The organism is Maribacter luteocoastalis, from assembly GCF_048890225.1.
In the GTDB taxonomy this organism is placed as follows: Bacteria; Bacteroidota; Bacteroidia; order Flavobacteriales; family Flavobacteriaceae; genus Maribacter; species Maribacter luteocoastalis.
On record NZ_JBMFZG010000001.1, the window covers coordinates 847,462 to 873,380 of the forward strand.

At 35.0% G+C, this 25,919-nt stretch carries 24 protein-coding genes; 10 read left to right on the top strand and 14 right to left on the bottom strand.

What is annotated here, in order from left to right; genetic code table 11:
* Positions 1-30 precede the first annotated feature (30 nt).
* Genes ACOCEA_RS03685 through ACOCEA_RS03695 form a run of 3 tightly spaced genes read right to left on the bottom strand, consistent with a single transcriptional unit; the run spans position 31 to position 2,717 of the window.
* Complete coding sequence (locus ACOCEA_RS03685) at positions 31-1,260, bottom strand: nucleoside permease (RefSeq protein WP_420754844.1); 1,230 nt, start codon at positions 1,258-1,260, stop codon at positions 31-33.
* 3 nt (positions 1,261-1,263) lie between these two features.
* Complete coding sequence (locus ACOCEA_RS03690; RefSeq protein ID WP_420754845.1) at positions 1,264-1,707, bottom strand: DinB family protein; 444 nt, start codon at positions 1,705-1,707, stop codon at positions 1,264-1,266.
* Positions 1,708-1,724: 17 nt separating this feature from the next.
* Positions 1,725-2,717, bottom strand: a complete 993-nt coding sequence (locus tag ACOCEA_RS03695) for a sugar phosphate isomerase/epimerase family protein (protein ID WP_420754846.1) — start codon at positions 2,715-2,717, stop codon at positions 1,725-1,727.
* 165 nt (positions 2,718-2,882) lie between these two features.
* On the opposite strand from ACOCEA_RS03695, the gene ACOCEA_RS03700 reads away from it, so the two are divergent.
* Genes ACOCEA_RS03700 through ACOCEA_RS03710 form a run of 3 tightly spaced genes read left to right on the top strand, consistent with a single transcriptional unit; the run spans position 2,883 to position 6,162 of the window.
* Positions 2,883-4,595 (top strand): GMC oxidoreductase, encoded by a 1,713-nt coding sequence (locus ACOCEA_RS03700; protein WP_420754847.1) that lies wholly within the window; start codon positions 2,883-2,885, stop codon positions 4,593-4,595.
* A complete protein-coding gene (locus ACOCEA_RS03705) occupies positions 4,595-5,242 on the top strand; it encodes a gluconate 2-dehydrogenase subunit 3 family protein (protein ID WP_420754848.1) in 648 nt (215 codons plus the stop codon). Before ACOCEA_RS03700 ends, ACOCEA_RS03705 begins: the two co-directional genes overlap by 1 nt.
* Positions 5,243-5,244: 2 nt before the next feature.
* Complete coding sequence (locus ACOCEA_RS03710; protein WP_420754849.1) at positions 5,245-6,162, top strand: hydroxypyruvate isomerase family protein; 918 nt, start codon at positions 5,245-5,247, stop codon at positions 6,160-6,162.
* 640 nt (positions 6,163-6,802) lie between these two features.
* Here ACOCEA_RS03710 and ACOCEA_RS03715 read toward each other — a convergent pair.
* From ACOCEA_RS03715 to ACOCEA_RS03730, 4 genes are all read right to left on the bottom strand, one after another.
* The gene (locus ACOCEA_RS03715) at positions 6,803-9,289 is read right to left on the bottom strand and encodes a ribonucleoside-diphosphate reductase subunit alpha (protein WP_420754850.1); all 2,487 of its coding nucleotides are present in this window, start codon (positions 9,287-9,289) and stop codon (positions 6,803-6,805) included.
* 108 nt (positions 9,290-9,397) lie between these two features.
* On the bottom strand, positions 9,398-10,384 hold the full coding sequence (locus tag ACOCEA_RS03720; RefSeq protein WP_420754851.1) for a ribonucleotide-diphosphate reductase subunit beta: 987 nt from the start codon (positions 10,382-10,384) through the stop codon (positions 9,398-9,400).
* Positions 10,385-10,851: 467 nt separating this feature from the next.
* Positions 10,852-11,397 carry a hypothetical protein gene (locus tag ACOCEA_RS03725; protein WP_420754852.1) on the bottom strand — a complete coding sequence of 182 codons (546 nt, stop codon included), beginning with the start codon at positions 11,395-11,397 and terminating at the stop codon, positions 10,852-10,854.
* 15 nt (positions 11,398-11,412) lie between these two features.
* Positions 11,413-11,538, bottom strand: coding sequence for a hypothetical protein (locus ACOCEA_RS03730; protein WP_420754853.1), 126 nt, complete (start codon positions 11,536-11,538; stop codon positions 11,413-11,415).
* 325 nt (positions 11,539-11,863) lie between these two features.
* On the opposite strand from ACOCEA_RS03730, the gene ACOCEA_RS03735 reads away from it, so the two are divergent.
* Together ACOCEA_RS03735 and ACOCEA_RS03740 are read left to right on the top strand one after the other, a co-directional pair.
* Positions 11,864-12,598 carry a LytR/AlgR family response regulator transcription factor gene (locus tag ACOCEA_RS03735; protein WP_420754854.1) on the top strand — a complete coding sequence of 245 codons (735 nt, stop codon included), beginning with the start codon at positions 11,864-11,866 and terminating at the stop codon, positions 12,596-12,598.
* Positions 12,599-12,606: 8 nt separating this feature from the next.
* A complete protein-coding gene (locus ACOCEA_RS03740) occupies positions 12,607-14,583 on the top strand; it encodes a tetratricopeptide repeat-containing sensor histidine kinase (RefSeq protein WP_420754855.1) in 1,977 nt (658 codons plus the stop codon).
* Here ACOCEA_RS03740 and ACOCEA_RS03745 read toward each other — a convergent pair.
* Entirely contained in the window at positions 14,576-15,145 is a 570-nt protein-coding gene (locus ACOCEA_RS03745; RefSeq protein WP_420754856.1) for a DUF3109 family protein, read from the bottom strand. The genes ACOCEA_RS03740 and ACOCEA_RS03745 overlap by 8 nt on opposite strands.
* 118 nt (positions 15,146-15,263) lie before the next feature.
* Between ACOCEA_RS03745 and ACOCEA_RS03750 the strand changes: the two genes are divergently transcribed.
* Positions 15,264-15,848 carry a MarC family protein gene (locus ACOCEA_RS03750; protein WP_420754857.1) on the top strand — a complete coding sequence of 195 codons (585 nt, stop codon included), beginning with the start codon at positions 15,264-15,266 and terminating at the stop codon, positions 15,846-15,848.
* A gap of 38 nt (positions 15,849-15,886) precedes the next feature.
* Positions 15,887-16,090: a hypothetical protein gene (locus tag ACOCEA_RS03755; RefSeq protein WP_420754858.1), complete on the top strand. Its 204-nt coding sequence runs from the start codon at positions 15,887-15,889 to the stop codon at positions 16,088-16,090.
* Here ACOCEA_RS03755 and ACOCEA_RS03760 read toward each other — a convergent pair.
* The 4 genes from ACOCEA_RS03760 to ACOCEA_RS03775 all read right to left on the bottom strand — a co-directional run bounded on the left by ACOCEA_RS03760 (position 16,087) and on the right by ACOCEA_RS03775 (position 19,603).
* Entirely contained in the window at positions 16,087-17,709 is a 1,623-nt protein-coding gene (locus tag ACOCEA_RS03760) for a S41 family peptidase (protein WP_420754859.1), read from the bottom strand. The genes ACOCEA_RS03755 and ACOCEA_RS03760 overlap by 4 nt on opposite strands.
* Before the next feature lie 21 nt (positions 17,710-17,730).
* The gene (locus tag ACOCEA_RS03765) at positions 17,731-18,162 is read right to left on the bottom strand and encodes a deoxycytidylate deaminase (RefSeq protein ID WP_420754860.1); all 432 of its coding nucleotides are present in this window, start codon (positions 18,160-18,162) and stop codon (positions 17,731-17,733) included.
* A gap of 89 nt (positions 18,163-18,251) precedes the next feature.
* Complete coding sequence (locus ACOCEA_RS03770) at positions 18,252-18,836, bottom strand: HupE/UreJ family protein (RefSeq protein ID WP_420754861.1); 585 nt, start codon at positions 18,834-18,836, stop codon at positions 18,252-18,254.
* A 26-nt stretch (positions 18,837-18,862) separates the two neighbouring features.
* Positions 18,863-19,603 (bottom strand): TerB family tellurite resistance protein, encoded by a 741-nt coding sequence (locus ACOCEA_RS03775; RefSeq protein WP_420754862.1) that lies wholly within the window; start codon positions 19,601-19,603, stop codon positions 18,863-18,865.
* Positions 19,604-19,737: 134 nt separating this feature from the next.
* Between ACOCEA_RS03775 and ACOCEA_RS03780 the strand changes: the two genes are divergently transcribed.
* A complete protein-coding gene (locus ACOCEA_RS03780; protein WP_420754863.1) occupies positions 19,738-20,148 on the top strand; it encodes a BrxA/BrxB family bacilliredoxin in 411 nt (136 codons plus the stop codon).
* Between the two features lie 108 nt (positions 20,149-20,256).
* Here ACOCEA_RS03780 and ACOCEA_RS03785 read toward each other — a convergent pair whose 3' ends face one another.
* Entirely contained in the window at positions 20,257-22,653 is a 2,397-nt protein-coding gene (locus tag ACOCEA_RS03785) for a T9SS type A sorting domain-containing protein (RefSeq protein ID WP_420754864.1), read from the bottom strand.
* A 276-nt stretch (positions 22,654-22,929) separates the two neighbouring features.
* On the opposite strand from ACOCEA_RS03785, the gene ACOCEA_RS03790 reads away from it, so the two are divergent.
* Together ACOCEA_RS03790 and ACOCEA_RS03795 are read left to right on the top strand one after the other, a co-directional pair.
* Complete coding sequence (locus ACOCEA_RS03790) at positions 22,930-23,667, top strand: lysophospholipid acyltransferase family protein (protein WP_420754865.1); 738 nt, start codon at positions 22,930-22,932, stop codon at positions 23,665-23,667.
* Positions 23,664-24,347: an HD domain-containing protein gene (locus ACOCEA_RS03795; protein ID WP_420754866.1), complete on the top strand. Its 684-nt coding sequence runs from the start codon at positions 23,664-23,666 to the stop codon at positions 24,345-24,347. The genes ACOCEA_RS03790 and ACOCEA_RS03795 overlap by 4 nt, the downstream gene beginning before the upstream one ends.
* A 50-nt stretch (positions 24,348-24,397) precedes the next feature.
* On the opposite strand, the gene ACOCEA_RS03800 is transcribed toward ACOCEA_RS03795, so the two are convergent.
* Entirely contained in the window at positions 24,398-25,810 is a 1,413-nt protein-coding gene (locus ACOCEA_RS03800; protein WP_420754867.1) for a glycosyltransferase family 2 protein, read from the bottom strand.
* Positions 25,811-25,919 lie beyond the last annotated feature (109 nt).

Below are 25,919 nucleotides of genomic sequence, written 5' to 3' on the forward strand. Positions count from 1 at the left end.
CAATGAAACTACAAAACCACTAACAAGTAATCAAGTGTTATAATCAATTTTCTCATTTTTAAAGAATATTGTAAATAAAATAAGGACCAATAAAGCAAAACCAGATGGATATAACCAAATAATATTCCAAAAATGTGAACCGTCCATTGCCATATAGTGATTGGAAATAATTCCTGCTATCCAGAAACCGATTAACATTCCCAGGCCATAAGTAGCCAATGTTATTAATCCTTGTGCAGAACTCTTAAATTTTTCACCTGCTTTACTATCTGTATATATCTGCCCTGAAACAAAAAAGAAATCATAACAAATACCATGTAGCGCAATTCCAATAAGCAACATAAAGCCGTATTCCCCAACATTCCCGTAAGCAAACAATGTGTACCTTATTACCCACGCTAACATGGCAACCATAATTGTTTTTTTAAATCCAAATTTTGTAAAAAAATAAGGAAGTAAAAGCATAAATAGTATTTCTGATATTTGACCTAGGGTCATTTTCCCTGTTGGATTATCCATCCCTATCTCAACTAAAAATGGATTAGCATTTTGATAATAAAATGCTAACGGAATACAGATCAGAATTGATGAAATAAAAAAGATAATGAAATTTCTATCCTTAAACAGGCTAAGCGCATCCAAGCCAAGAATTTCCCGTATTTTGGGCTTGCCAGAACTTTTGTGCCTTGGCGGGGTACCAGGTAACGTAAAACTAAAAACACCTAAGACTATTGAAGCAATAGCAGTCATTAAGAATGTATTTTTTAACAAGCCTTGGGCAATTCCACTTTTAGCATCCCAATGAAAAAAGTAGCTAATCATGATACCAGCCAAAACCCATCCTAAAGTACCAAAAACTCGTACCATGGAAAACTCTTTAGCTGGGTTTTTCATTTGATTGAACGATACAGAATTAACCAAAGCCAAGGTTGGCATATAAATAACCATATAGCCTAAAACTAAAGGGTAAAACATACCAAAATCCTCCACTCCGTACATAGCATATAATAAGCCTGCTCCTATTAAATGAAGCACCCCTAAAATGCGTTCCGCATTAAAATATTTATCGGCAATAATCCCAATTATAAAGGGCGCTAAAATAGCACCCCAAGATTGGGTAGAAAAAGCCAAGGCAATGTCGTTATCCGAAGCATTTAAATTTGCATTCAAAAATGTTCCCAAGGTTACGAACCATCCTCCCCATATGAAGAATTCCAGGAACATCATGAAACAAAGCTGAACACGGACAAGTACGCTCATTTATTATCTTTTATAAAAAACATAGTCAAACACAAGCGGCTCTAACTGGTTGCTCCTAAAATCTACCGCAATTTGACCTCTATGATTGGTACTGTGATTAATTATATGAAAAAGCATATCCTGCAAGGTATTTGTAAAAAGGCGCCCTTCTGAATTTTCATAATCTATACGTTTGTCAAACCCATCGGCATTGGTGACAATCTCAAAAGAGGTCCTCTGATTTTCATAATGAATATCTCCCCATGCATTGATAGGATGCGTTTCCCACGGGTTAAAATCACTGGGTTTACCGAGTATTCTTGCATTCCAAATATGATGTGCGTTTAATATATGACTAAACAGTTCTTGGCTTTTGTTTGGCACAGTGTCCATCACTAAACATTGATCAATAATTTTTTTGTTGCAATAAAAATTATAATCGAATAATTCGTTAAAAAAAGCATTCATAGTAAACCCGACATTTTTTAAACAACCTCTTTGGCGGCCTTTAGTAGAAGTTCCTTTGTGGCTATTATACCAGCTTCCTCTCCTAACTCAGTACCTTCGTACTCTACTCCTATATACCCAGTATAACCGGCATCTTTTACCATCTGAAGCATTTTAACATAATCTATTCCAGTATCATTACCTTGAGCATCAAAGTTATTGGACTTTGCACTCACTGCCTTGGCATATGGCATTAATTCTTTAACACCTTTGTATTTATCGTACGATTCTAGACAATCCCAGCTATCAGGTTTTCTGGTCATACAGAAATTTCCAAAGTCTGGCAAAGTTCCACAGTTATCCATATTTACCATTTCCATTACTTCTGCATGCAAAGCTCCATTTGATGAAAGTCCGCCATGATTTTCCACGAGTATATTAATATTCTTGGTTTTTGCATAGGTGGCTAGTTTTGTGAGTCCGTCAACAGAATTCTTTTTCCATTCCTCAGGCTCATTACTGCCACTCAGGTTTACCCTAATGGCATGGCAACCCATAGCAGCCGCAGCATCAACCCATTTCTTATGTTTTTCCACCGTTTCATTACGCTCGGTTTCATCCGATACGGCAAGGTTTCCCTGCCCATCAATCATAATTAATACGTTCTTTAAACCGTGCTTTTGGGCTTCAGCATTGGATTTTTCCACAAATGCCGCCATAGCTTCATCAGAATAATTGGCATCAGATAGTTCTGGGTTATACAATTGGCTCACATATTCCAAACCTTCAAAGCCCCAATTTTTGGCTTTTTCTGCAAAAGAATAAGGGTCAACCCCATCTTCCATAATCATTTTATGCATAGACCATTGTGCCAATGACAATTTAAAAAATGGGGCAGTCTCAATCGCTTCTTGGACATCAGTGGTTTCTTGGCCATCTACTTTCTTAGTTTCCTTGCAGGCGTACGTTCCAAATAGGGTTAAACCTACTCCTGCAACAGATGTTTTTGTAATAAAATTTCTTCTTTTCATTTTATAATCAATCTAAATTCAGAATTTATTTTAAATAAGTACTTCTCCCTAAGCTAATTAAGGTTAATTTCAACAATGTAAGAATATGGGATTCATAAGAGGATTAGCGAATAAATGTAGAAAATTAATTTTATATTTAATAAATTTAGGGAATAAACAAATTCTATGAGTAAATTTTATTATAATGAAGAAGCCGATTCTTACGATGCAATTGTTGTAGGAACAGGCATAAGTGGCGGTTGGGCCGCAAAGGAACTTTGTGAAAAAGGACTAAAAACATTAGTTCTTGAAAGAGGTCGTATGGTTAAGCACATTGAGGATTACGAAACCGCCAACAAAGATCCGTGGGATTTTCCAAACGCCGGTGAGGCAACCAAAGAAATTATTGAACAACAACCCAAGCAACATAGAACTGGATACACTACTAGTCAAGCTAGTAATATGTGGTTTGTTAATGATCTTAAGCACCCTTACAACGAAATAAGACGTTTTGATTGGATGCGTGGCTATCACGTAGGTGGTAGGTCATTACAATGGGGTAGGCAAAGTTATCGCTGGAGCGATATTGATTTCGGAGCAAATAAAAAAGATGGAATAGCTGTTGACTGGCCAGTTCGCTATAAAGATATTGCACCTTGGTATGCCAAGGTCGAAGACTATATAGGGGTAAGTGGGGAAGCATTAAACCTACCGCAACTTCCCGATAGTAATTTTTTACCTCAAATGGAATTGAATTGTGTGGAAGAGGTATTCAAAAATAAAGTCAAAGAAGGATTTGATGGTCGAGCAGTAACCGTTGGTCGTGTAGCCCATATTACTGGGACTAAAAATTTTGATGGCCGTACTAAATGTCAATATAGAAATAGATGTATAAGAGGGTGTCCTTTTGGAGGGTATTTTAGCAGTTTATCATCTACACTTCCTGCAGCGGAGGCAACTGGAAACATGACGCTTAGACCAGATTCTATTGTACACGAGGTTATTTATGATGCCGATACCAAAAGAGCAACCGGTGTAAAAGTTATTGACAGAGTAACCAAGGAGACCTATGAATTTAAGGCAAAAGTTATTTTTCTATGTGCTTCTGCCATCGCATCAACTTCTATTTTAATGCAATCTAAGTCAGACCGTTTTCCAAATGGAATGGGGAATGATTCTGATCAACTGGGAAGAAATATTATGGACCATCATTTAGGTGTAGGCGCTTCCGGCAAGTTTGATGGCTTTGATGATAAATATTATAAAGGAAGAAGACCTAACGGTGTTTATATCCCAAGATTTAGAAATCTAGGTGGTGCTTCAAATAGAACCGACTATAAACGTGGTTTTGGCTACCAAGGTAGTGCAAGTAGAGGTGATTGGGAAGATTCTGTTGCAGAACTTTCCCATGGTAAAAACCTTAAGGATGCCATCTTAAAACCAGGAGGGTGGACTATGGGTATTGGTGGTTTCGGCGAAGTTCTACCATATGAGGACAATAGAATGACATTGGATTATGATAAATTAGACGAATGGGGACTGCCTACGGTAACTTTTGATGCCGATTTACAGGAAAATGAGTTTGCCATGCGTAAAGATATGCAGGAATCTGCGGTTGAAATGTTGGAAAAAGCCGGGTTTAAAGATGTCAAAGGCCATGATGGTCCAACAGGTTTAGGTCTTGGAATTCATGAGATGGGAACTGCCAGAATGGGTAGAGACCGTAAAACATCTGTGTTAAATGGCAATAATGCCTTACACGATGTACCCAACGTTTATGTAACAGATGGTTCTTTCATGACCTCTGCATCATGTGTTAACCCATCATTAACCTACATGGCATTTACTGCCAGAGCTGCAAACCATGCAGCAGAAGAACTTAAAAAAGGAAATATATAATGGATAGAAGAAAAGCGCTTAAAAATATGGGACTGGCTATGGGATATACCGTGGCCACACCTACCTTAATTAGCTTATTTCAGAGCTGTAAGGGAGAACAAATAGTAGAATGGACACCTATCTTTTTTAACAAAAATGAAGGTGCTCCACTTATCAAACTAGTGGATATTATTCTTCCAAAGACGGAGACTCCATCAGCATCAGATGTAAATGTACATGCTTTCATAGACCGTTTTGCCGATGAGGTAATGGAAAAAGAACAGCAAGATTTTGTTAGAATGTCCATGGGTAAATTCTTGGATAAGGCCTTAGCTGATTCCGGAAAGGAAAATGTGGGCGATCTTACTGCAGAAGATCTTGAACCTGTTTTGGCAAATGCTTTAAAAAATACGAAGGAAGATGAAGCCAAAATGTTCGAGTCTATTTCTTCTTACAATGATGCAATTGCAGAAGGGAAAACTACCACTTTGGATGATGAGACATCAAGATTTGCGTTCGCGAACAATTTACGCGGAATGACCATTTGGGGCTATAAGACTTCAGAATATGTTGGCGAAGAAGTTTTGGCATATTTACCTGTCCCAGGCGAATTTATAGCATGTGGAGACACACAAGAGCTTACTGGTGGTAAAGCTTGGTCCTTATAACAATGAAAAGACGAAATTTCATTAAAAAAACTGCCCTTACCGGAGGATTATTATCCTCTGGTGGGGCTTTTTCTTATGCCTCAACTAAAAAGAAGTTATCACCAGAGTATAAATTCAATCTGAAATATGCACCTCACCTAGGTATGTTCAAAAATTTGGCTGGTGATGATCCCATTGACCAAATCAATTTTATGGCAGATCAAGGTTTTATCGCCTTTGAAGATAACAGCATGATGCAGCGGGATGTTGCCTTGCAGGAAAAAATTGGTAATACCTTATCTAAAAGAGGCATGGGCATGGGTGTTTTTGTAATTGATAAAGGCGGTAATATGGCCAACACATTGGCTGCCGGCAAAAAAGAGTATATAGACATTTTCCTCAATGGCTGTAAAAAGTCTATTGAGGTTGCCAAACGTACAAATGCAAAATGGATGACTGTTGTCCCTGGAGGTTATGATAGAAGCTTACCTATTGGCGTCCAGGATGCCCATGTTATTGAAGCATTAAAGAGAGGTGCCGAAATTTTAGAACCTCATGGATTGGTTATGGTTCTAGAACCACTTTCCGATTCTCCCGACCTATATCTTCAAAAATCTGATCAGACGTATATGATATGTAAAGCTGTAGATAGTCCATCTTGTAAAATACTTTACGACATATACCATTTACAGAAAAACGAAGGACACCTAATTCATAATATGGACATTACTTGGGACGAAATCGCATATATCCAAATCGGTGACAACCCTGGTCGTAAGGAACCAACAACCGGTGAAATCAATTATAAGAATGTATTTAAGTACATCCATAGTAAAGGTTATGACGGCATTCTTGGCATGGAACATGGCAATTCGCAAAAAGGTGAAATTGGTGAGGAAGCCGTTATTAAGGCCTACCAAGAAGTTGATGGTTTCTTATAATTGATCTCACCTTCTATTCTACCCTATTGTCATAATTAGATTCTCTCTTCATTGGCATTTGGATACTCTCCCAAAATTAATTCTTATCAAACGGTATAAAGTATTGTGCTTTATTACGCATAATACTTATATCTAATTTTTAGATATGCATTTCGTCGAAAAAAACTAACATTTCGATGAGTGGCACACTTGTATAGTAAGAATTAAAATACTTATTCGTTAATTTGAATATGTTCCCATATATCTACCTACTTATCGTTTACTTAGCGCTATTTTGTATATCCAAAATGGCCTACTATTTTTATCAAGTTAAAAAGAATACAGCAAATACCTCCTTTAAAAAGGCATTAGAAACTAATCCTGTTAAAAGAAAAAAGCTGTATTCTTTTAACTTTAACACTTTTTTAGGCGATTTGATAAAATATACATGATCCAAAAAACGTAGTACTAACGTATATACGTATAGTTCGATAAAGCATCATGGATAATTACATTCTATTTTTACTTGTTTATTCTTCTGCGTTCTTTTTAGTCAACGCATTGAAGTCGTACACAAAAAAATAAATAATGGATTTAATAGAATATCCGATTTAAATAAAAAAGGCCCCATATGGGGCCTTTTTTATTTAAAATTTCCAGATTAAGAACCACACATAAGGCAATCATCGTCGCCTTGACCTTCCTTGGCCCTAGCAATCATCTCCTTCATCTCTGCAGCTGTCATTGGCTGTATGTCCACTTCTGCCATAGCAGTAACCTGAGTTGCAGAAACACTGATGTTCTCAGTAATTATGGCCTTGGGTGTTGTCGCTTCAGCTTCCGCCTCTGCCGCTACACTAACAGGAGCTGCCTTCTTCTTACTATTATCTAAAGTAAACTTAATGGCGTCTACAGCTGCTTTGGTACGCAAGTAATACATTCCTGTTTTTAAACCACTTTTCCAGGCGTAGAAATGCATCGAAGTAAGCTTGGAATAATTTGCATTTTCCATAAAAAGATTCAAAGATTGACTTTGATCTATAAAATACCCTCTATGACGAGACATATCTATTATGTCTTTCATACTAAGTTCCCAAACGGTCTTATACAGATCTCTAATGTCTTGTGGAATAGTTTCAATGTGTTGAATAGATCCATTTGCACGCATTAATTCTTGCTTCATATTTTCATTCCACATACCTAAGCCAACTAGGTCTTCCAATAAGTGCTTGTTTACAACTATAAATTCCCCAGACAGTACCCTTCTTGTATAAATATTAGATGTATAGGGCTCAAAACACTCATTGTTCCCAAGAATCTGCGATGTAGATGCTGTTGGCATAGGAGCTACTAGCAAAGAGTTCCTTACACCATTTTTCTTTACATCCTTTCTTAGCTTGGCCCAATCCCAGCGTCCAGAAAGCTCCTCATCCTTAATACCCCATAAGTTATATTGAAATTCACCATTGGAAATAGGTGAACCTTCATATGAAGAATAAGCTCCTTCAACTTTTGCCATCTCCATAGAGGCGGTTACTGCAGCAAAGTAAAGTGTCTCAAATATCTCTTGGTTTAATTTTTTAGCCTCATCACTTGTAAAAGGCATACGTAGCATTATAAATGCATCTGCCAACCCTTGTACACCCAACCCAATTGGCCTATGACGCATATTTGAGTTTTCAGCCTCTTTTACAGGGTAATAGTTTCTATCAATTACTCTGTTTAGGTTTTTGGTTACCCTCTTGGTTACCTTAAACAATTCTTTATGATCAAAGTCACCATTCTTAATAAACATTGGCAAGGCTATAGAGGCCAGGTTACATACCGCTACCTCATCTGGTGATGTATATTCAAGAATTTCCGTACAAAGGTTTGAAGACCTAATTGTACCTAAATTTTTCTGGTTACTTTTTCTATTGGCAGCATCTTTATATAGCATATAAGGCGTACCCGTCTCTATTTGGGATTCCAATATTTTCTCCCAAAGTTCTCTAGCCCTTACTTTTTTGCGACCTTTACCTTCTGCTTCATATTTTGTATACAACTTCTCAAATTCCTCACTATGGTTTGTGAAAAGTCCAGGGCATTCATTAGGACACATTAAGGTCCATTCCTCATTGGCTTCAACCCTTTTCATAAATAAATCGGAAATCCACATGGCGTAAAACAAGTCGCGGGCACGCATCTCCTCCTTACCATGGTTCTTTTTCAAATCAAGAAATTCATAAATATCAGCATGCCATGGCTCCATATAAATAGCAAAACTACCTTTACGCTTTCCACCACCTTGATCAACATATCTTGCAGTATCGTTAAATACTTGCAACATAGGCACGATTCCATTGGAGGTGCCATTGGTACCGGCAATATAAGAGCCTGTAGCCCTAACATTATGAATAGATAAGCCTATACCCCCTGCAGATTGTGATATTTTAGCTGTTTGTTTTAATGTATCATAAATACCGTCAATACTATCATCCTTCATAGTCAAAAGGAAACAGGACGACATTTGTGGTTTTGGTGTTCCAGAGTTAAATAAAGTGGGTGTAGCGTGTGTAAAATACTTTTTAGACATTAGCTCATATGTCTCAATAGCTGATTCTAAATCATCCAAATGTATACCGACAGAAACACGCATCAACATATGTTGTGGCCTTTCTACAATTTGTCCGTTTAATTTTAAAAGGTAAGAACGTTCCAAGGTTTTAAAACCGAAATAATCGTAGCCAAAATCACGGTTATAAATAATGGTAGAATCTAATCTATCCGCATTATCCATTATTACCTTATACACTTCATCGGACAATAATGGCGCCTTCTTACCAGTTCTAGGATTTACATATTCATATAAATCCTTCATGGTGCTTGAAAAGGATTTTTTTGTGTTTTTATGTAAGTTAGATACAGAGATACGGGCAGCAAGTTTAGCGTAATCTGGATGCGTAGTTGTCATGGTTGCCGCTATCTCAGCCGCCAAGTTGTCCAGCTCTGAGGTGGTAACACCATCATAAAGCCCCTCTATAACCCGCATAGCCACTTTTAATGGGTCTACAAGATCATTAAGACCATAACATAATTTTCTTACTCTGGCCGTGATTTTATCGAACATGACCAGTTCTTTTCTTCCGTCTCTTTTTACTACATACATTTGGCTACACTTATTTTAAATTGATATTACTTGAAACATTTATGATTACTATATTTTAAGGCTTTAAAAACCATTGATAAAACAATGGCCTATTTTAATTGGATGTTTTTAAAAATCCGCATCAAAACTTATTTTTTGCGCATCTTCATCTTTATCCTTGTTTAACACACCAGCCTTTTGATATTCAGAAACTCTTTTTTCAAAGAAATTGGTTTTTCCTTGCAAGGAAATCATATCCATGAAATCAAATGGATTTGTTGCATTATACACTTTATCACATTCTAACTCTACCAATAATCTATCGGTGACAAACTCAAGATATTGTGTCATTAACTTAGAGTTCATTCCGATCAAGCTTACTGGAAGCGATTCAGTAATAAATTCGCGCTCAATAGTAAGTGCATCTGTTAAAATCTCTTTGATTCTTTCTTTGGGCACTTTATTTATAAGGTGTTTATTATGTAAGTGAACAGCATAGTCACAGTGCATACCTTCATCTCTCGAAATCAATTCATTTGAAAATGTAAGCCCAGGCATTAATCCTCTCTTCTTTAACCAAAAAATAGAACAAAAAGCACCAGAAAAGAAAATTCCTTCCACAGCTGCGAAAGCAATTAATCTTTCTGCAAAACTTGGCGACTCAATCCAGTTTAACGCCCAATCGGCCTTTTTCTTTATAGCGGGGAAATTTTCAATTGCCTTAAACAGCACACTTTTTTCCTTTTCGTCCTTTACATAGGTATCAATTAATAGAGAGTAGGTTTCAGAATGAATATTCTCCATCATTATTTGAAAGCCATAAAAGAACTTAGCTTCCGCATATTGTACTTCACTTACAAAATTCTCTGCTAAATTTTCGTTTACAATACCGTCAGAAGCCGCAAAAAAAGCAAGTATGTGTTTAATAAAATACTTCTCATCATCACTTAACTTGTTATTCCAATCTGTCAAATCCTCATGAAGATCTATTTCCTCAGCAGTCCAAAAACATGCTTCACACTTTTTATACCATTCCCATAAATCATCATGTTTAATAGGGAAAATCACAAAGCGGTCATCATTTGCTTCCAAAATAGGCTCTAGGGCTGTGGACATAATATTATATTTTAAAAAAGTTAGTGTGAAGAGGGGGAATTTACCCTCTAATCGGGAATAACAAAGATTCAAAATTGTGATCGATTTCTAAAGGTTGTTTTACGATTTCCATCACAAAGTTTTTAACACAATTTGTTGAAATCTAGGCTCACGATTGATGTTTATTGCCCTAACAAGGCATACCCGATTCTGATAAATAAAAGAAGAAATTAAACGAAAAAAAATAAACCAAAAAGTATATATCCTATACCTTTTGGTTTATTAAATTTTTTTTTAAAAAAGCACTAATAATTAATACGGCTCACCAAGGTTTCTGATGACGAAAATGCCCACCAAGACTAATTAAGGTAGTTCCCCCGAAACCTATCATTAGACTTGCGACTTAACAGAATACCTGTTAAAGTCACTTTTTTGGCGCTCAAAACATTGGCTGGAAATATGAATTAACACTTTCCCCGAGCCGTATACTAATTATTTACTGCCTTGGCTTCAAAACTGCCAGTTATATTAATAACATAACCATCTGTATTTCTCATCGCAATATCAAGTTTGCCCTTACAATGGGTATCGTTTATTGATAGAATATCTATACTACCTTTCTTTGCAAAGAAAGGGGCCTCTCCTAAAGTATCAATAGTAGCCACTCCAAATACCCCATCAAACTCGTCTAAAAGACCATTGATGTCTCTCACTTGATAAGTGCCAGGCAACCAAGTCCTGGCTTTAGCTTCTCTAGAGATCACAAACTCCATGTTATATAATTGATTTTTATAAGAATTGTCTAAAAACAGCTCTATGGTACTAAAAGATGAACCCAGATGATTTTGTCCAACCTTTGTTTCAAAGGTATTGTTACCTATATTTTCAAAGTCAAAATTCCAAACTGCTAAGGACAAGTCTTCATCATGTAAATTAGAATGATAGTACAAATCTTTTCCAGAGCTGGAAATTAGGAAGAAAGGCAAAAGACCTAAAACAATAAATTTTGATACCTTAAAAAACAATTTGGGCATTTCAACAGGTTTGGTTTAGTTATTATTGGTATTTGATAACAGATTTATACTGTCCATAACAATCTCATTCTCAACAGCCCCCTTTTTTGTTTTATCGAAAATAGATGCAATAATCAGGGCAATTAAAAATATTCCAAACATTAAAACACATTTTCTCATGATAAATTAATTTTCTATATCATTTAAATACCAGTCTAAATTACATGATGTAATGCCCGCAATTGGCGAATATGTATAATTTGCCTTATTTACTGTATAAACGGAATATGCAATCTTTCATCAACAACCGAATCAATAAAATTGTAGTCTTTTTCTTATGTTTTTACATGTTAATTATACCAAAACCGCATTAAAACCCAATTATTACCAACTATACTTAAAAAAGTTCCATTGACACAAAACTTTAATTAAGTCAATATCCTATATTATAATTTGATTAACTTTCATCTCTCATATTAGTTACAGTATGTTAGAAGCGGTAATAGTAGATGATGAAATTAAGGCATTACAAAGCCTTTCCTGGGAGCTTACAAATTTTAGCGAAGAAATAAATGTCTCTGCTTCCTTTACCAATCCGTATGAAGCTCTTGAATATTTAGAGAGGAATACACCCGATTGTCTCTTTTTGGACATAGAAATGCCAACTATGGATGGTTTTCAGTTCATTCAAAAACTAACCAACAAAAATTTTCCGGTAATTATAACCACAGCTTATAACCAATATGCCATTAAAGCGTTAAAAAATGATGCCATAGATTATTTGCTAAAGCCAATAGATACTGATGATCTTAAAGAAACCATTATTAAGATCAAGAAATTTAATGCCAAAAATTTTTCTGCCGAAAAACTAGAGCAAATTCTTCTAAATTTTAATGCAAGATCAATTAACAAAAGAATTACGCTTAATACAGATGGTAAACTACTTTTTTTGGAGAGCGATGAAATTTTATTCGCAGAATCTGATGGAAATTATAGTACCATTTTTTTGACTGATGGACAGAAAATAGTTTTGACCAAAAAATTAAAAGAAGTGAATACCTTACTTCCTAAAGATTCCTTTTTTAGGATACACAACTCTTATATCATCAATCTAGATAAAATAAAAGAATTTTTAAAGACCGATGGTTACGTAGTTTTAAAATCCAACCATAAAATACCTGTCTCAAGACAGAAAAAATCAGATTTTTTGGACCTATTATAGAATATTTTATGGGTTTAAACATTGTAAAGCTATTTTCTTCCTTAACGCCCTTGGTTTTTTTGAGAACACCGATATTGATCAGTATCCATATTTTTTTAATGTACGTTCCAACATTTTCGCAAGAAACTCCGGATGAACGTAAAATAAATATTGACAGTTTAATTGTACAGGCACCTGAAACCTATTCTGAAATAGACCGTGTTTTAAGACCCATTAGAAATGATACTTCTCTAATGAGAAATTTTATTAATGCATGTAAAAAGCCCCAATATTTAATTGGACAAGCATATGCATTGAACCAAATTGGAAGATCTTATCGCAATATTTCAGAGTTTTCTAAAGCATTGGGCCTATTCCAAGAAGCATTGAAAATAGCTGAAGAAACTGATAATACTGAATTTCAGATTTACAGCCTAAATATGATCAGTGTGGTGTTCAGAAGAACAGATGCCATTAAATCTGCCTTAGATTATAGCCAAAAAGCATTGGAAATAGCCGAAAAAATAGAAAACCCATCTACTGGTATAAAAAGAAGTATTAATGTTTCATTAAATGGTATTGGAAACATTTATCAAACACTGGAACAATATGATCTTGCCATAGTTAAGTATAAAGAATCCTTAAAATTGGAAGAAGAACTTAATAATAAACTAGGGCTTGCAATAAATTATCAAAATATTGGCGAATGTTATGAGGCACAAGGGCTTTTAGAGCAAGCCATGGATAATTATGAAAAATCACTGTCTTACAATAATGAGATAGGCTCAGAAAAAGGAATTGTGATATGCAACTATAGTATAGCACATGTATATGTTCACTTACAAAGAACAGAAGAGGCTATTGAATTATTAAAATCAACATTACAAAGAGCCAAAGCAGTAGCGGACCAAGAGATTATAGCTGCAATATATATAAATCTAGGGTGGGCTTATATTACTGTAAACCAATATGATGAAGCTGAACGTAATTTAACACAAGGTCTAAATATTGCTAAAAAATATAATTTTCCCGAAGAATTGGCAGAATCCAACAAGTTTTTATCTGAACTATGGATAAAAAAAGATGATTTTAAGAAGGCAATGAACTTTTACAAGGAGTCTAAAAAATATGATGAGGAAATTACCAACAATCTTAATCTCAGATACGTGAATGATATGATTGTTCGTTATGAATCCGAAAAACGAAGTAATCAACTAGAGGCCCTTGCCAAAGAAAATGAAGATGTACGACTAAAATTACAAAAGAACCGCACCATGTTGTTAATAAGCGGGATTTCTTTGGTCTTATTGGCCGGGATACTGTACATTCTTTATCGTCAATATCAATTAAACAGTGAGAAAAAATTATTGACTTTGGAACAAACTATGTTACGTAGTCAAATGAACCCACATTTTTTATTTAATTCTTTAAACTCTATAAAACTTTATATAATAAATAACGAAAAGAAAAATGCCGTTCATTATTTAAACAAGTTTTCAAAACTTGTACGCAAAATATTGGAAGCTTCGTCTCAAAGGGAAATACCATTGGCGGAAGAATTGGAAACCGTAGTACTTTATATGAACATAGAGAACATACGCTTTTCAAATGAAATTAATTTTAAGATTAATGTTGCGGATGATATTGACGTTCACACCATTAAAATTCCCTCCCTTATTTTACAGCCATTTCTTGAAAATGCCCTATGGCATGGTCTGTCCTCTAAACAAGGTGAAAAAAATATTGTCCTTGATGTAAAAAAAGGCGCTGAAGGATTTATTAATATTGCTATTACAGATGATGGTGTAGGTAGGGATGCTGCAGAAAAAATAAAACAAAGTAAGGTTTTAAAGCGAAAATCAGTTGGTATTGACATTACAAAAGAACGCTTGGCAAACTTCTCCAAAGACTTTATAAATTCCTTTCATGTAGAAATTATTGATATTTATGATGTAAATAACATTGCATCGGGAACAACAATAATGCTGAACATTCCAACTATTTAAGATGTTCCTTGGCCACCTCTTCCAACTCACTATACCAAGCTTTACCGAATTTGCGTATTAGAGCGTCTTTAACAAACTTGTAAATAGGCACTTTTAGCTCCTCTCCCAAGGCACATGCCGGATCACATATTTGCCATTTATGGTAATTAACCGCTGTTAATTCTGTATACTCATGTACTCTTATGGGATACAAATGACATGAGACCGGTTTTTTCCAATTTATCTTACCTTTATTATAGGCCTCCTCAATGCCACACTTGGCAATTTTATGTTCATCAAAAATAACATAGGCACATTCACTTCCATTGACCAAAGGTGTCTCCCACTCACCATCCTCGCCTTTTACAAATGCCCCTACTTCTTCAATAACGGCTCTGCCTTCTGGTCTTAAATATGGCTTAACATCTGCATAAATATCCACTAATATCTCTGTTTCCTTATCATCTAAAGGTGCTCCAGCATCACCGTCTATACAACACGCCCCCTTGCACGCACTTAAATTGCAAACAAAATCATTCTCAATAATTTCTTCAGAAACAATAGTTTTACCTATTTGAAACATAGTTTTAATTTTGGGTTGAAAGATACGTTAATTCTAAAGTAGAATTTTTGACAATATTCGCAGAAATAAAAATCCAAGTGCCTTTTTATAAACGTAGATTTGCAAAAAAATTACCCCAATGACATTTCATTTTAATTTTAGAGAAATTGCAACGGCAAGTATGGTACTTTTTGCGGTAATCGATATTTTGGGAAGCATTCCAATTATTATTGGGTTAAGAAAAAAAGTAGGCCATATACAATCTGAAAAAGCGTCTATTGTTGCTGCTTGTATTATGGTTGCCTTTTTATTTTTAGGGGAAGAAATATTAAACTTAATAGGCATTGATGTTAACTCTTTTGCGGTTGCTGGTGCTTTCATAATATTTTTTCTTGCCATTGAGATGATTCTAGGAATAACCTTATATAGAGATGATGAACCCGAAAGCGCATCCATTGTACCAATAGCATTTCCACTGATTGCTGGTGCAGGCACCTTGACATCACTACTTTCGTTAAGGGCAGAATACTATGTGGAGAATATTATTGTTGCAATAATTGTCAATATTATATTTGTGTATTTAATTTTAAAATCATCGGTGAAATTAGAGAAAGTTCTTGGCAAAAACGGTGTTAACGTTATTAGAAAAGTGTTCGGTGTTATCTTGATGGCAATTGCAGTTAAGTTATTCGCCGCAAATATCAATGAACTTTTTAACCACTAAAAAACACCATTTTTAAAGTTTTGAATTAAATTTATACTATGAACAAAAAACTATATATAATACTCATAGTCGCCGCATTAGCTTTAATAGCTTACAACGTTACTTTAGTAGATTTTTCAAACCCGTTAGAAGGTAATAGTACTATTGCTCTTATTGGCATTGTGGCCTCCTTATGTGCCATCGTTTTAATACTTATCTACAGCATCAGTAAAAAGGTGCAAAAAAGACTAGAGGAAGATTAATTTGTAGTTTCTATTGCTTCGGCTTCGCCTTGTTTAATAATAGGATTGTCCAATTCCAATACTTTCTTTAACATAGGGTCTTCACTGCTTTTTATTTTCGCATGAATATTTGCGCTAAACAACTGTTCTGCCAATGCCGCTTTTAAGTATAGTTTAATACTACTTTCAAAGTCATAAAAGCTCATTTTCAAATTACGATTAACAGAATAGTCCACAAATTTTTCAAACAGAATATCATCTACCCTAAAATCATTCACAAATTGCTCCTCACTATATTGGCTATAACGCTGTCTATCCTCGTCTAAATGTTCAAAAACAAAAAACGATAAAAACCCTAAACTATCCATACTTTCCACTGCTTCCTCCTCATTGGAGCCAATAGGAACGAAAACATCTGGAATAATGCCACCTCCACCATATACTATTTTTCCTTTGGGAGTGGTGTATTTTAAGGAATCGGCAACCTTAATACTATCAACGGAAATCATCTCACCACTATGGTACCGCTCTGTAAAACGCTGATAATAATCCCTATTTCCCTTGTCGTAATTTTTTTGGATACTTCTGCCCGTTGGAGTGTAATATCTTGAAACTGTTAAGCGAACCGCAGAACCATCACCTAAGGCCATTTCACGTTGTACCAAGCCCTTGCCAAAAGACCTACGACCTATAATTGTTCCAATATCATTGTCCTGTAAGGCGCCTGCAATAATCTCACTTGCTGATGCTGAACGTTCGTTAATTAAAACATATACCGGCTTATCTTCAAAACTACCCTTATCCGTTGCATATGTTTTGTCTATCTTCCCTTTCTTATTTTTAGTAAATAAAATTAATTTTCCATCTTCAAGAAACTCATCGGCCATTTTTTCGGCAATTCCTAAATACCCGCCTGGATTGTCCCTTAAATCCAAAACTAATTTTTTAGCGCCTCTTTGTTGAAGCTCAGCTAATGCTTTTTTAAATTCCTTAAAAGTAGATTCAGCAAACCTGTTCACTTTAATATAGCCCATATCATCAGCCAACATATAATGGGCCTCAACACTTTTAATTGGTACTACACCACGATTTACGGTAACCTTTAGTATTTTATTTTCTTGCTTTCTATAAATGGTCAAATTCACCGGAGAACCTTCTTTTCCCTTTAATTTATCCACAATAACCGTACTTGGCATATCCTTACCGTACAAGGTATCGTTATCAGCCATTAAAATACGGTCGCCTGGCAATATTCCCTTTGCGTAGCTTGGACCGTCCTTAACTGTCTTGATTACGGAAATGGTATCTTTATATGGATAAAAATTAATGCCAATACCTACAAAATCACCCTTCATATTTTCAGACACCCTTGTCATTTCTTCTTCTGGAATGTATACCGAATGTGGGTCTAGTTTTTCCAGTATACTGTTCACGGTAACATCTACAATACTATCCGTGTCTACATCATCAACATATTCATAATCAATATAGTCAATAAGCCTATTTAACTTGTCTTTTTTAGAATTGGTTGTAAATAGTCGTTCTGGAGTATCATTAAAGTTAAGCTTACCTCCAACAAAGATTCCTATGGCCAAGGCCAAGGCAATTAGTATTGGTATTAAATAACTATACTTTTTCATTGCTGTTAATAAACTTATACGTTAATCTTCAATATTGGGCATATGCTTTAATTCAACGCCTGCCTTTTCCAAGAATTTTAATCCAGAATCATCTTTATAACCTATTTGATATACTACACGTTTTATGCCAGCTTGGTGAATTAATTTACTACATTCCCTACAAGGCGAAAGCGTTATGTACAAGGTTGCACCTTCACTAGACTGTGTAGAAGCTGCAACTTTTAAAATAGCATTGGCTTCCGCATGTAAAACATACCATTTGGTGTAACCTTCATCATCCTCACAATGATTTTCAAATCCAGTTGGCGTACCATTGTAACCATCTGAAATTATCATACGGTCTTTTACGATGATGGCGCCCACCTGTTTTCGTTTACAATATGAAAGTTTGCCCCATTCGTTGGCCATGCGCAAATAGGCCTTATCATACTTCTTCTGCTTAGATTTTTTCATATTTGATATTGGCAATACTACAGGTTTGACTAAGATACCGGCTTTAGTAACCGCCCACAACCCTTAAAGGTTAATTTTAACAAAAGCAATTACAAAGGAAACGTTTGGTACAATAAAGGTATTGTGATTAGTAGCACTAAAATACTAGCGCCCCAAATAAAGTGTGCTGGTTTTACTTTTACAGCAGTCTGTAAACCAAAGGACAAACTTAATACCAGTAAAACAATAAGTATTTGTGATACTTCAATACCTGATGCGAAACCAATAAGAGGCAACACTTTTTCCTCTTCTCCAGAAACCAACATTTTAAAATAGTTGGAAAAACCAAATCCATGTATCAATCCAAAAAATGCTGTTGCCAAAACATGAAGGGCAATGGTTTTATGGGTTTGTAACATTTTATGGTATAGTATATTGAAAATTGCAGTTAAAAATATCGTTACCGGAATTAAAAACTCGATAAGGGAAACATCCATCCCCACAATTTCATATACAGAAAGCATTAACGACAAACAATGGGTAATTGTAAAAACCGTTGCAAGCAAAACTACTTTTTTCCAAGCTTTAAAGCTGAATGGTATTGCCAGCGCGGTTAAAAAAAGGATGTGATCATAGGCCCCAAAATCCAACACATGATTTAAACCTAGCTTTAGATAAAATAGATACTCTTTCATTAGTCCAATTATTTTTAATTTAATTATTACCCAATACCTCTTTCCTTTTGTATAGTTTCATAAGCTAATTGTACCTGTTTAAACTTTTCCTCTGCCCCCTTTTTAATTGCCTCATCCTGTGTGTTGACCCTGTCTGGGTGATACTTCTTCGCCATATTCCTATACGCTTTTTTAACTTCTTCGTTGGTAGAGGTTTTATCTATCTCCAATATTTTATAGGAATTATCCGCAGACTTAATGAACATGGCCATTATACTTTCAAAATCTACCCGGGATACCCTTAAATATCCAGCAATCTCTTTAATTTTGTTTACCTCTGGATTACTAACATTTCCGTCTGCTTGCGCTATTCCAAACAAAAAATGAAGCAACTGTAATCTAACCTCATATCTTGTGCGTTGTGTTAGGAATGCACAAATACGTTGAGCAGAAATCTCTCGTTTTTTATTGATGTCATTAAAAGTCCTAAAAATGGCATTTGCCTTATCTTTACCATAGGTACCCACAAAGTACTGGCGCACATAATCCATTTCCTTTTGACTAATTTGACCATCAGCCTTTATCACTATAGAGCAAAGTGACAGTAGATTTAATTCAAAATCTGCTGGGGATACATTAGGTCTGGTAAAATCTGTAAATACCGTTCTGGTAGTGTTTGATTTTGTTCCAAACAAACTATCTAATACACTTCCAGCAAAAAAACCTAATATGGCACCTGATAATCCTCTAATAAAAAAGCCTATAAAGGCCCCAACCCATTTAATCATAATATTATTTTGACAATTGCCAAAGATAAAATATATACCAGATATGCAATGTTCAATGAAAAGTTAAGGTCGTTAAAGAAATACGACTAATTAATTATCTTTGCCTATTGATTTTTTAATTTAAAATAAAGAATATGTATCCTGCAGAATTAGTAAAACCTATGAGAGACGACTTGGCATCTGCCGGGTTTGAAGAATTATATACAGCAGAAGCGGTTGAAAACGCCATTAAAAAAGAAGGCACTACACTAGTAGTTGTAAATTCTGTCTGTGGATGTGCCGCTGCAAATGCAAGACCTGCTGCCAAAATGAGTTTACAAAACACAAAAACACCGGATTATACAGTTACTGTTTTTGCAGGTGTAGATACCGAAGCAGTAAATGCAGCCCGTAATTTAATGGTTCCTTTTCCTCCCTCTTCCCCTTCCATGGCTTTGTTCAAAGATGGCGAGTTGGTACATATGATAGAGCGTCATCATATTGAGGGAAGACCCGCTGAAATGATTGCTGAAAATTTGGTTCAAGCTTACAATGAGTTTTGTTAACCTAAATTAGTTGATAATTATTATAGATTCTAAAAAGTGACGCCCAAGAATAAACTCATATATTCTTGGGCGTTGATTTTAATTCAATAATTTAATTTTTTATAAAATCTATAATTTGATCAATTTTTTAGTGCCAATTATTTCTCCTTTATTTAGGTTCCAAATATTTAAAAAGTAAATACCCGCAACCAAAAAGCCTACATCTAAGGTCATTTGACCTTCATCATCAGATGTAATTTGCTCTGTTTTTAATTGCTTACCATCTAAATCATAGAGAACAAGGCCCAAGTCCATATTTGGAAATTCAGTTGCTCTTATCGTAAGGATTTCTTCCGATAACGGATTTGGATAGACAATGACCTTATAAAAATATGCTTCTACTGATCCTACTTCCCCGTTAGAAGAGTTCGATGCACCATCATTACCTTCATTTACATTTCCGTTGACTTCTGCAATATCGATTCTTATATTATCTATACTGCCCCCATTACCAATTTCATCAATATTAGAATGTATTTCGAGAATAGGATTATCAATAGTAGCAATAAAAGAACCTTCAAAAACCTGAAAATCTGTTGAGGATGTCTCACTATAAACAGCATCTCCTTCTACTGTTTGCCCTCCAATTAAACTAACATAAAACATTGTACTATTATTACTTTTTATATCCCAACTATACGCATATGTTTCGCCTTGTTTTAAACCTGAAAGCACAATTTTTGAAACAGAATATTGATCACCAACTCCAATTTGTGTCAAATTAATTGAAAAATTACCGTCAGACGATTCTGAATTTACAGTAGTGCCTCCTTGTGCTAAAGTCCAATCACCTATAGTATTTGACTCATTAGGAGAGGGTGTGGCGGCATTTGCTTTATTAATGGGATCAATAGGTTTACCATCATTAGGTATATTTCCTCTTAGAATTACCGCCTTTGGATATAGGTCGGGAAAGTTCACAATGCTATAAGGTCCACCAAAAACTGTTTCCCATTTGTGCCAAGACATAAGACCCTCATTCTTTCCCCAAAGCGAAGTATTGTACTCATATTGACCATTAAAAACATCCAAATAATCATTTATGCTAGATTGCCCACCATCGAACATCTGGAAACTTCTCCAAATTATTGTTCCGGTACCATTATCCATTGAAAATAACTCGCCATCAAATGCAAATCTAGTTGAATTACCTAAAAACCCAGCTTGATAATCCAACATAAGCTTTAGGTTTTTATCACTATTTCCGGTTGCAAAACTATCATCCAAAGTAGGCATCCTATCCTCAACACCTTCTGAGAAGGTAAGTGCATAAAATTCGTCCCAATCATTAACATTACCACTATTAATAGCATAATTGGCATGATGTTGCGCAATCATGGCAATTTCTGAAAGTGCTATCCATGTATAATTTAATTCCGTAAAGCCAGGACCATTGTTTCTTTGTATATCAACATTAGCTCCTTCAGTGGATGTAGCTACTTCATATATTCTACGGAGATAGTCTTTTACCTTAACTTTTAAAACTTGATTTTCTGTATAAGTCGCTGTTTTAGCTATATATTCTAAATGACCCAAATTACGGTTATTGCCTACATCTGCTATTGCATGTATTTTGCCTCCAGATTGATTTCCATTAGAATCATAATAATAGCTACTTTGCTTATAATCTGTCTCAGAAAAAATGGACGCGTTTTTAAAACCATTTTCATAGTTTCCAAACAACCTCCAATCGGAAACATAATATTCGAAGGAACGATCCAAAGCTGCTTCTGCATATTCTGATAGTTCTATTAACCAATCATAGATTATTTTCTGTTCTGAATTAAAAATATTTTCTTCAGATATTATTTGACTTATAAGTGCAAAGCTATCCCACATTGCCGAAGCCTTTGAAATAGAAACAAAATAAGGATTAACAGGTCTAAAATGAACACCTTTTACATACCTTACCGCCCTACCCCATGTTTTGTTTTCACGATAAGTACCATTCCATATATCCAAATCATCGTCGGTAACAGTCTCGTATAAGTCCTGAAGCACCTTTAAAGAGATTTCAACAGCCCAATCCTGGGCCAATTTGGATGTGCCATTTAAAGTGATGCTTTGATTTAAATAAGCATCTTGAGTAAAAAGATAGGCATATTGTGCAGCCACATGTAGGGCATTGGTATATTCACTATATCTCTTATACTCAGGATGCCCACCAGAGAAATAGGGTTCATCATAGCGAGCTTCAGTTTCAGTATAAAAGTCCAAAGGGTTCTCTAAAGGAATTGGTTGTGCGTACGTATATTCTGTACCCCACAAAAGATGATTCTCTTCTGCAATATAATTTTCCAATTGTCTCTTTCTATTTTGAATAATATCATCTTGATAATATTCAAATATATAACCTTGTTTGTGCCTGTTCGCAACTTCTGGTGCTTGAATTAGATCTTCGAAAACGCCTTGGTGTTTTACTAAGGCTTGTGATTGTAATTGTTCACAATTAAATAGTGAAATCAAGATTGTAGAAAATATAAGTAACCGGACTGACTTAGAGTATAAATTATTCATAGCAAAATAGGGCACTTTAAGTAGGTTAATAGCAAAAATGAATATATGTTGGGGAACATATAGATTATCTCTACGACACTTTAACGCAGCTTAGATCAAACACATTACATAAAATCGATGAAATACAACATTTTAACAATTATTTTTGTTAGCACTTGTTTTTTAATAATGTTTGCTCATTTTTAAAGTTTTTAGCATCTTGTCTTGTTCAAAGTGATTTATTCTATGGCTAAAATTTTATCATACCCAATTACCATAATATTTTTTATTGCTTTTGGAGCCACTTTGGTTTTGTTTCATCCTATACAATGGTTAGGATTTAAAATTATAGGGTACAATGCCCTTAAAAAAACTGTAAGCATTCTAAATTGGTGCCTAATGCGTTGTACCAATATTCTAGGTACCACATATAAATTCACCAACCCCTATAATTTACCTACAGATAGGCCTTTGATAATTGTCACCAATCATCAAAGTATGTATGATATTCCCCCAATTATTTGGTATATGCGAAAACATCATCCAAAATTTGTAAGCAAAAAAGAATTGGGAAAAGGTATTCCAAGTGTCTCACATAATTTGAGATATGGAGGTTCTGTTTTAATAGATAGAAAAGATGGTAAAAGTGCCATTATGGAAATTGGAAAACTTGGCAACTACATAGAAAAACATACCAGAAGTGCGGTTATATTCCCCGAAGGAACTAGAAGTAGGGACGGGCACCCAAAACCATTTAAACCTATGGGACTGAAAATGCTATTAAAAAAAGCACCTTCTGCACTCATAGTCCCCATTAGCATTAACAACTCTTGGAAATTAGTCCGTTATGGCAAATTTCCTATGGGTCTAGGCGCAAGGGTGACTTTTCAAGTCCATGAACCAATAGAGAATTCTGGTGATATAGATACTATTATTAAGCAAACCGAAAACGCAGTTGTTTCTGGCATAAACTCGTTTAAATGAATGATGTTTCAATAGTTGAGGAAACAATAACCTTTGTAAAAGAAACCTTATATAACGCGGAAGGCGGACATGATTGGTTTCATATTCAACGTGTTTTCAATAACTCACTTCTCATTGCAAAAGACGAAAAAGTAGATATCCTTGTAGTAAGTCTCGGAGCATTATTACATGATATAGCAGATGCTAAATTTTATGATGGTGACGAAACGATTGGACCAAAAATGGCCTCAACATTTTTAAAATCCATTGGGGTAAGACCTAAAGTAATTTCTCATGTGGTAAAGATTGTTGAAAACATTTCCTTTAAATCGAGTCTGAAAAATGGCAATTCTAAAGAAAAGCAATTTTCCTCACCAGAATTTCAAGTGGTTCAAGATGCGGATCGGTTGGACGCTTTGGGTGCAATTGGCATAGCTAGGGCATTTAATTATGGCGGTTATAAAAACAGGCCCTTATATGATCCTAATATTTCCCCAAATTTAAACATGACCAAGTCAGCATATAAAAAATCTACAGCTCCAACCATTAATCACTTTTACGAAAAGCTCCTGTTGTTAAAAAATAAAATGAATACAATAACAGGTAAGAAATTAGCAGAAGAACGGCATCAATATATGGTTAATTATTTAGAACAATTTTATAGTGAATGGAATCCTCTGGCAATTAAGTCGCAGGTTTAAACAAAAAAGGGCGGAACATAAGTTCCGCCTTAGTACTTTTTTAAAATACGCTATTTTTTCTCTGACAAGCCTCTGGTTAACCAACCTCTTCTATTAGCGGTTGCAATGGCATAAGGAGTAATCCAAAATAGTCCAAAAGTATATAGGATACTATAAGAATAGGCCCAAAAGGACTCCTGAAAATTATACCTGTTAGCATAAAAAATTACTGGGAAAGTGGATAACACCAAAATACTAAGCAGTGTTGAACTTACGAATAACAATGGATGTGTAAGTACAAAAAACAGCATGAATATAACGAAAGGATAACTCATCACAATTTTGGTGGCTTGACTAAAAAACAAAAGTCTAGTACCGGCCTTTGAGCCTTCTCTAAAATTCTTGAATACGTACTTAGACATTTCTATGTTTTCACGCACGTTACTTCTACCCCATCTTATAAACATCTTATAAAGACCTTTATATTGCTCGGGTACATTTGTATAGGCATATGCATTTCTTTGAAATAGTACATGATATCCTTGTTTTAAGATCATATTGGTCATGGCACGATCTTCACCAATATCGGAAGGCTGTCCCATAAAGGTTTGGTTGATCCAATCTGGCAAGCACGCAAATACTGCTTTAGCCCTATAAGCAGCTAATGCACCAGGTGTGCACAACACCGAGTTTAATGTGCTTTCTGCTGAACGTACAAACTCAAAACTTAATACAAAACTTACATCGAGCATTTTTGGTAAAATTGCTTTTTTGTTGTTCAGCACACGAATGTTCCCTGCAACAGCGCCACATTTTTCATTGATAACAAACGGACTTACCAGATTCCTTAACGTATCCTTTTTTACAATAGAATCACTATCAACAGTAACAAAAACCTCTCCCGTTCCTTCATTAAAACCCCTGTACAGAGCATGTCTTTTTCCTTTGTTTTGTGGCTGTTGATAAATAACAACACGGTCACCTAAAACTTTTTTCGCTTCTTGCATCCAATACCAAGTATCATCTTTACTACCATCATCAATAGATAATAGTTGTAATTTTTCCATAGGATAATCACTTTCTGCAAGACTCATCAATGTAGCCCAAACTTGCTTACCTTCATTATATGCAGGTACAATAACTGTACAAGTAGGAAGTTCTTCATCTTTTACACTTGGTATAGCTTTATAAACAAAATATCTATATAGGGTAAACAAAAAGAAACCAGCCTTAAATAGAAACAGACTTCCAGCAATAATCATGAAGACAAGACCAAATGTAGTGCTCATTCTATCCATGTTAAACTGTTCAAAGTCCGTTTGCAACACATACACCACATAAATGGATGCAATCATTAGAACAAAGGTACTCCCCATAACAAAAACTCCCCATGCATTTGCGGTCTCTACAAATGTTTTGATCTTGTTATTTAATAAAAAGTTTTTCTTATTTTTTGATTCATTGGTTAACTTCTCAGTTCTCATAAATGTGTCTTAATGATATGTTCTGATGATTATACGACACAGTGCCAACTTTGGATTAAACATTATGACTTTTTTAAGCTTAAAAGTGTTCTTTAACACTTCTACAACA

Coding starts and splice junctions, on each gene's coding strand:
- ACOCEA_RS03685 (WP_420754844.1), bottom strand. CDS start 1,260: ATGAGCGTACTTGTCCGTGTTCAGCTTTGTTTCATGATGTTCCTGGAA.
- ACOCEA_RS03690 (WP_420754845.1), bottom strand. CDS start 1,707: ATGAATGCTTTTTTTAACGAATTATTCGATTATAATTTTTATTGCAAC.
- ACOCEA_RS03695 (WP_420754846.1), bottom strand. CDS start 2,717: ATGAAAAGAAGAAATTTTATTACAAAAACATCTGTTGCAGGAGTAGGT.
- ACOCEA_RS03700 (WP_420754847.1), top strand. CDS start 2,883: ATGAGTAAATTTTATTATAATGAAGAAGCCGATTCTTACGATGCAATT.
- ACOCEA_RS03705 (WP_420754848.1), top strand. CDS start 4,595: ATGGATAGAAGAAAAGCGCTTAAAAATATGGGACTGGCTATGGGATAT.
- ACOCEA_RS03710 (WP_420754849.1), top strand. CDS start 5,245: ATGAAAAGACGAAATTTCATTAAAAAAACTGCCCTTACCGGAGGATTA.
- ACOCEA_RS03715 (WP_420754850.1), bottom strand. CDS start 9,289: ATGTATGTAGTAAAAAGAGACGGAAGAAAAGAACTGGTCATGTTCGAT.
- ACOCEA_RS03720 (WP_420754851.1), bottom strand. CDS start 10,384: ATGTCCACAGCCCTAGAGCCTATTTTGGAAGCAAATGATGACCGCTTT.
- ACOCEA_RS03725 (WP_420754852.1), bottom strand. CDS start 11,397: ATGCCCAAATTGTTTTTTAAGGTATCAAAATTTATTGTTTTAGGTCTT.
- ACOCEA_RS03730 (WP_420754853.1), bottom strand. CDS start 11,538: ATGTTTGGAATATTTTTAATTGCCCTGATTATTGCATCTATTTTCGAT.
- ACOCEA_RS03735 (WP_420754854.1), top strand. CDS start 11,864: ATGTTAGAAGCGGTAATAGTAGATGATGAAATTAAGGCATTACAAAGC.
- ACOCEA_RS03740 (WP_420754855.1), top strand. CDS start 12,607: ATGGGTTTAAACATTGTAAAGCTATTTTCTTCCTTAACGCCCTTGGTT.
- ACOCEA_RS03745 (WP_420754856.1), bottom strand. CDS start 15,145: ATGTTTCAAATAGGTAAAACTATTGTTTCTGAAGAAATTATTGAGAAT.
- ACOCEA_RS03750 (WP_420754857.1), top strand. CDS start 15,264: ATGACATTTCATTTTAATTTTAGAGAAATTGCAACGGCAAGTATGGTA.
- ACOCEA_RS03755 (WP_420754858.1), top strand. CDS start 15,887: ATGAACAAAAAACTATATATAATACTCATAGTCGCCGCATTAGCTTTA.
- ACOCEA_RS03760 (WP_420754859.1), bottom strand. CDS start 17,709: ATGAAAAAGTATAGTTATTTAATACCAATACTAATTGCCTTGGCCTTG.
- ACOCEA_RS03765 (WP_420754860.1), bottom strand. CDS start 18,162: ATGAAAAAATCTAAGCAGAAGAAGTATGATAAGGCCTATTTGCGCATG.
- ACOCEA_RS03770 (WP_420754861.1), bottom strand. CDS start 18,836: ATGAAAGAGTATCTATTTTATCTAAAGCTAGGTTTAAATCATGTGTTG.
- ACOCEA_RS03775 (WP_420754862.1), bottom strand. CDS start 19,603: ATGATTAAATGGGTTGGGGCCTTTATAGGCTTTTTTATTAGAGGATTA.
- ACOCEA_RS03780 (WP_420754863.1), top strand. CDS start 19,738: ATGTATCCTGCAGAATTAGTAAAACCTATGAGAGACGACTTGGCATCT.
- ACOCEA_RS03790 (WP_420754865.1), top strand. CDS start 22,930: ATGGCTAAAATTTTATCATACCCAATTACCATAATATTTTTTATTGCT.
- ACOCEA_RS03795 (WP_420754866.1), top strand. CDS start 23,664: ATGAATGATGTTTCAATAGTTGAGGAAACAATAACCTTTGTAAAAGAA.
- ACOCEA_RS03800 (WP_420754867.1), bottom strand. CDS start 25,810: ATGAGAACTGAGAAGTTAACCAATGAATCAAAAAATAAGAAAAACTTT.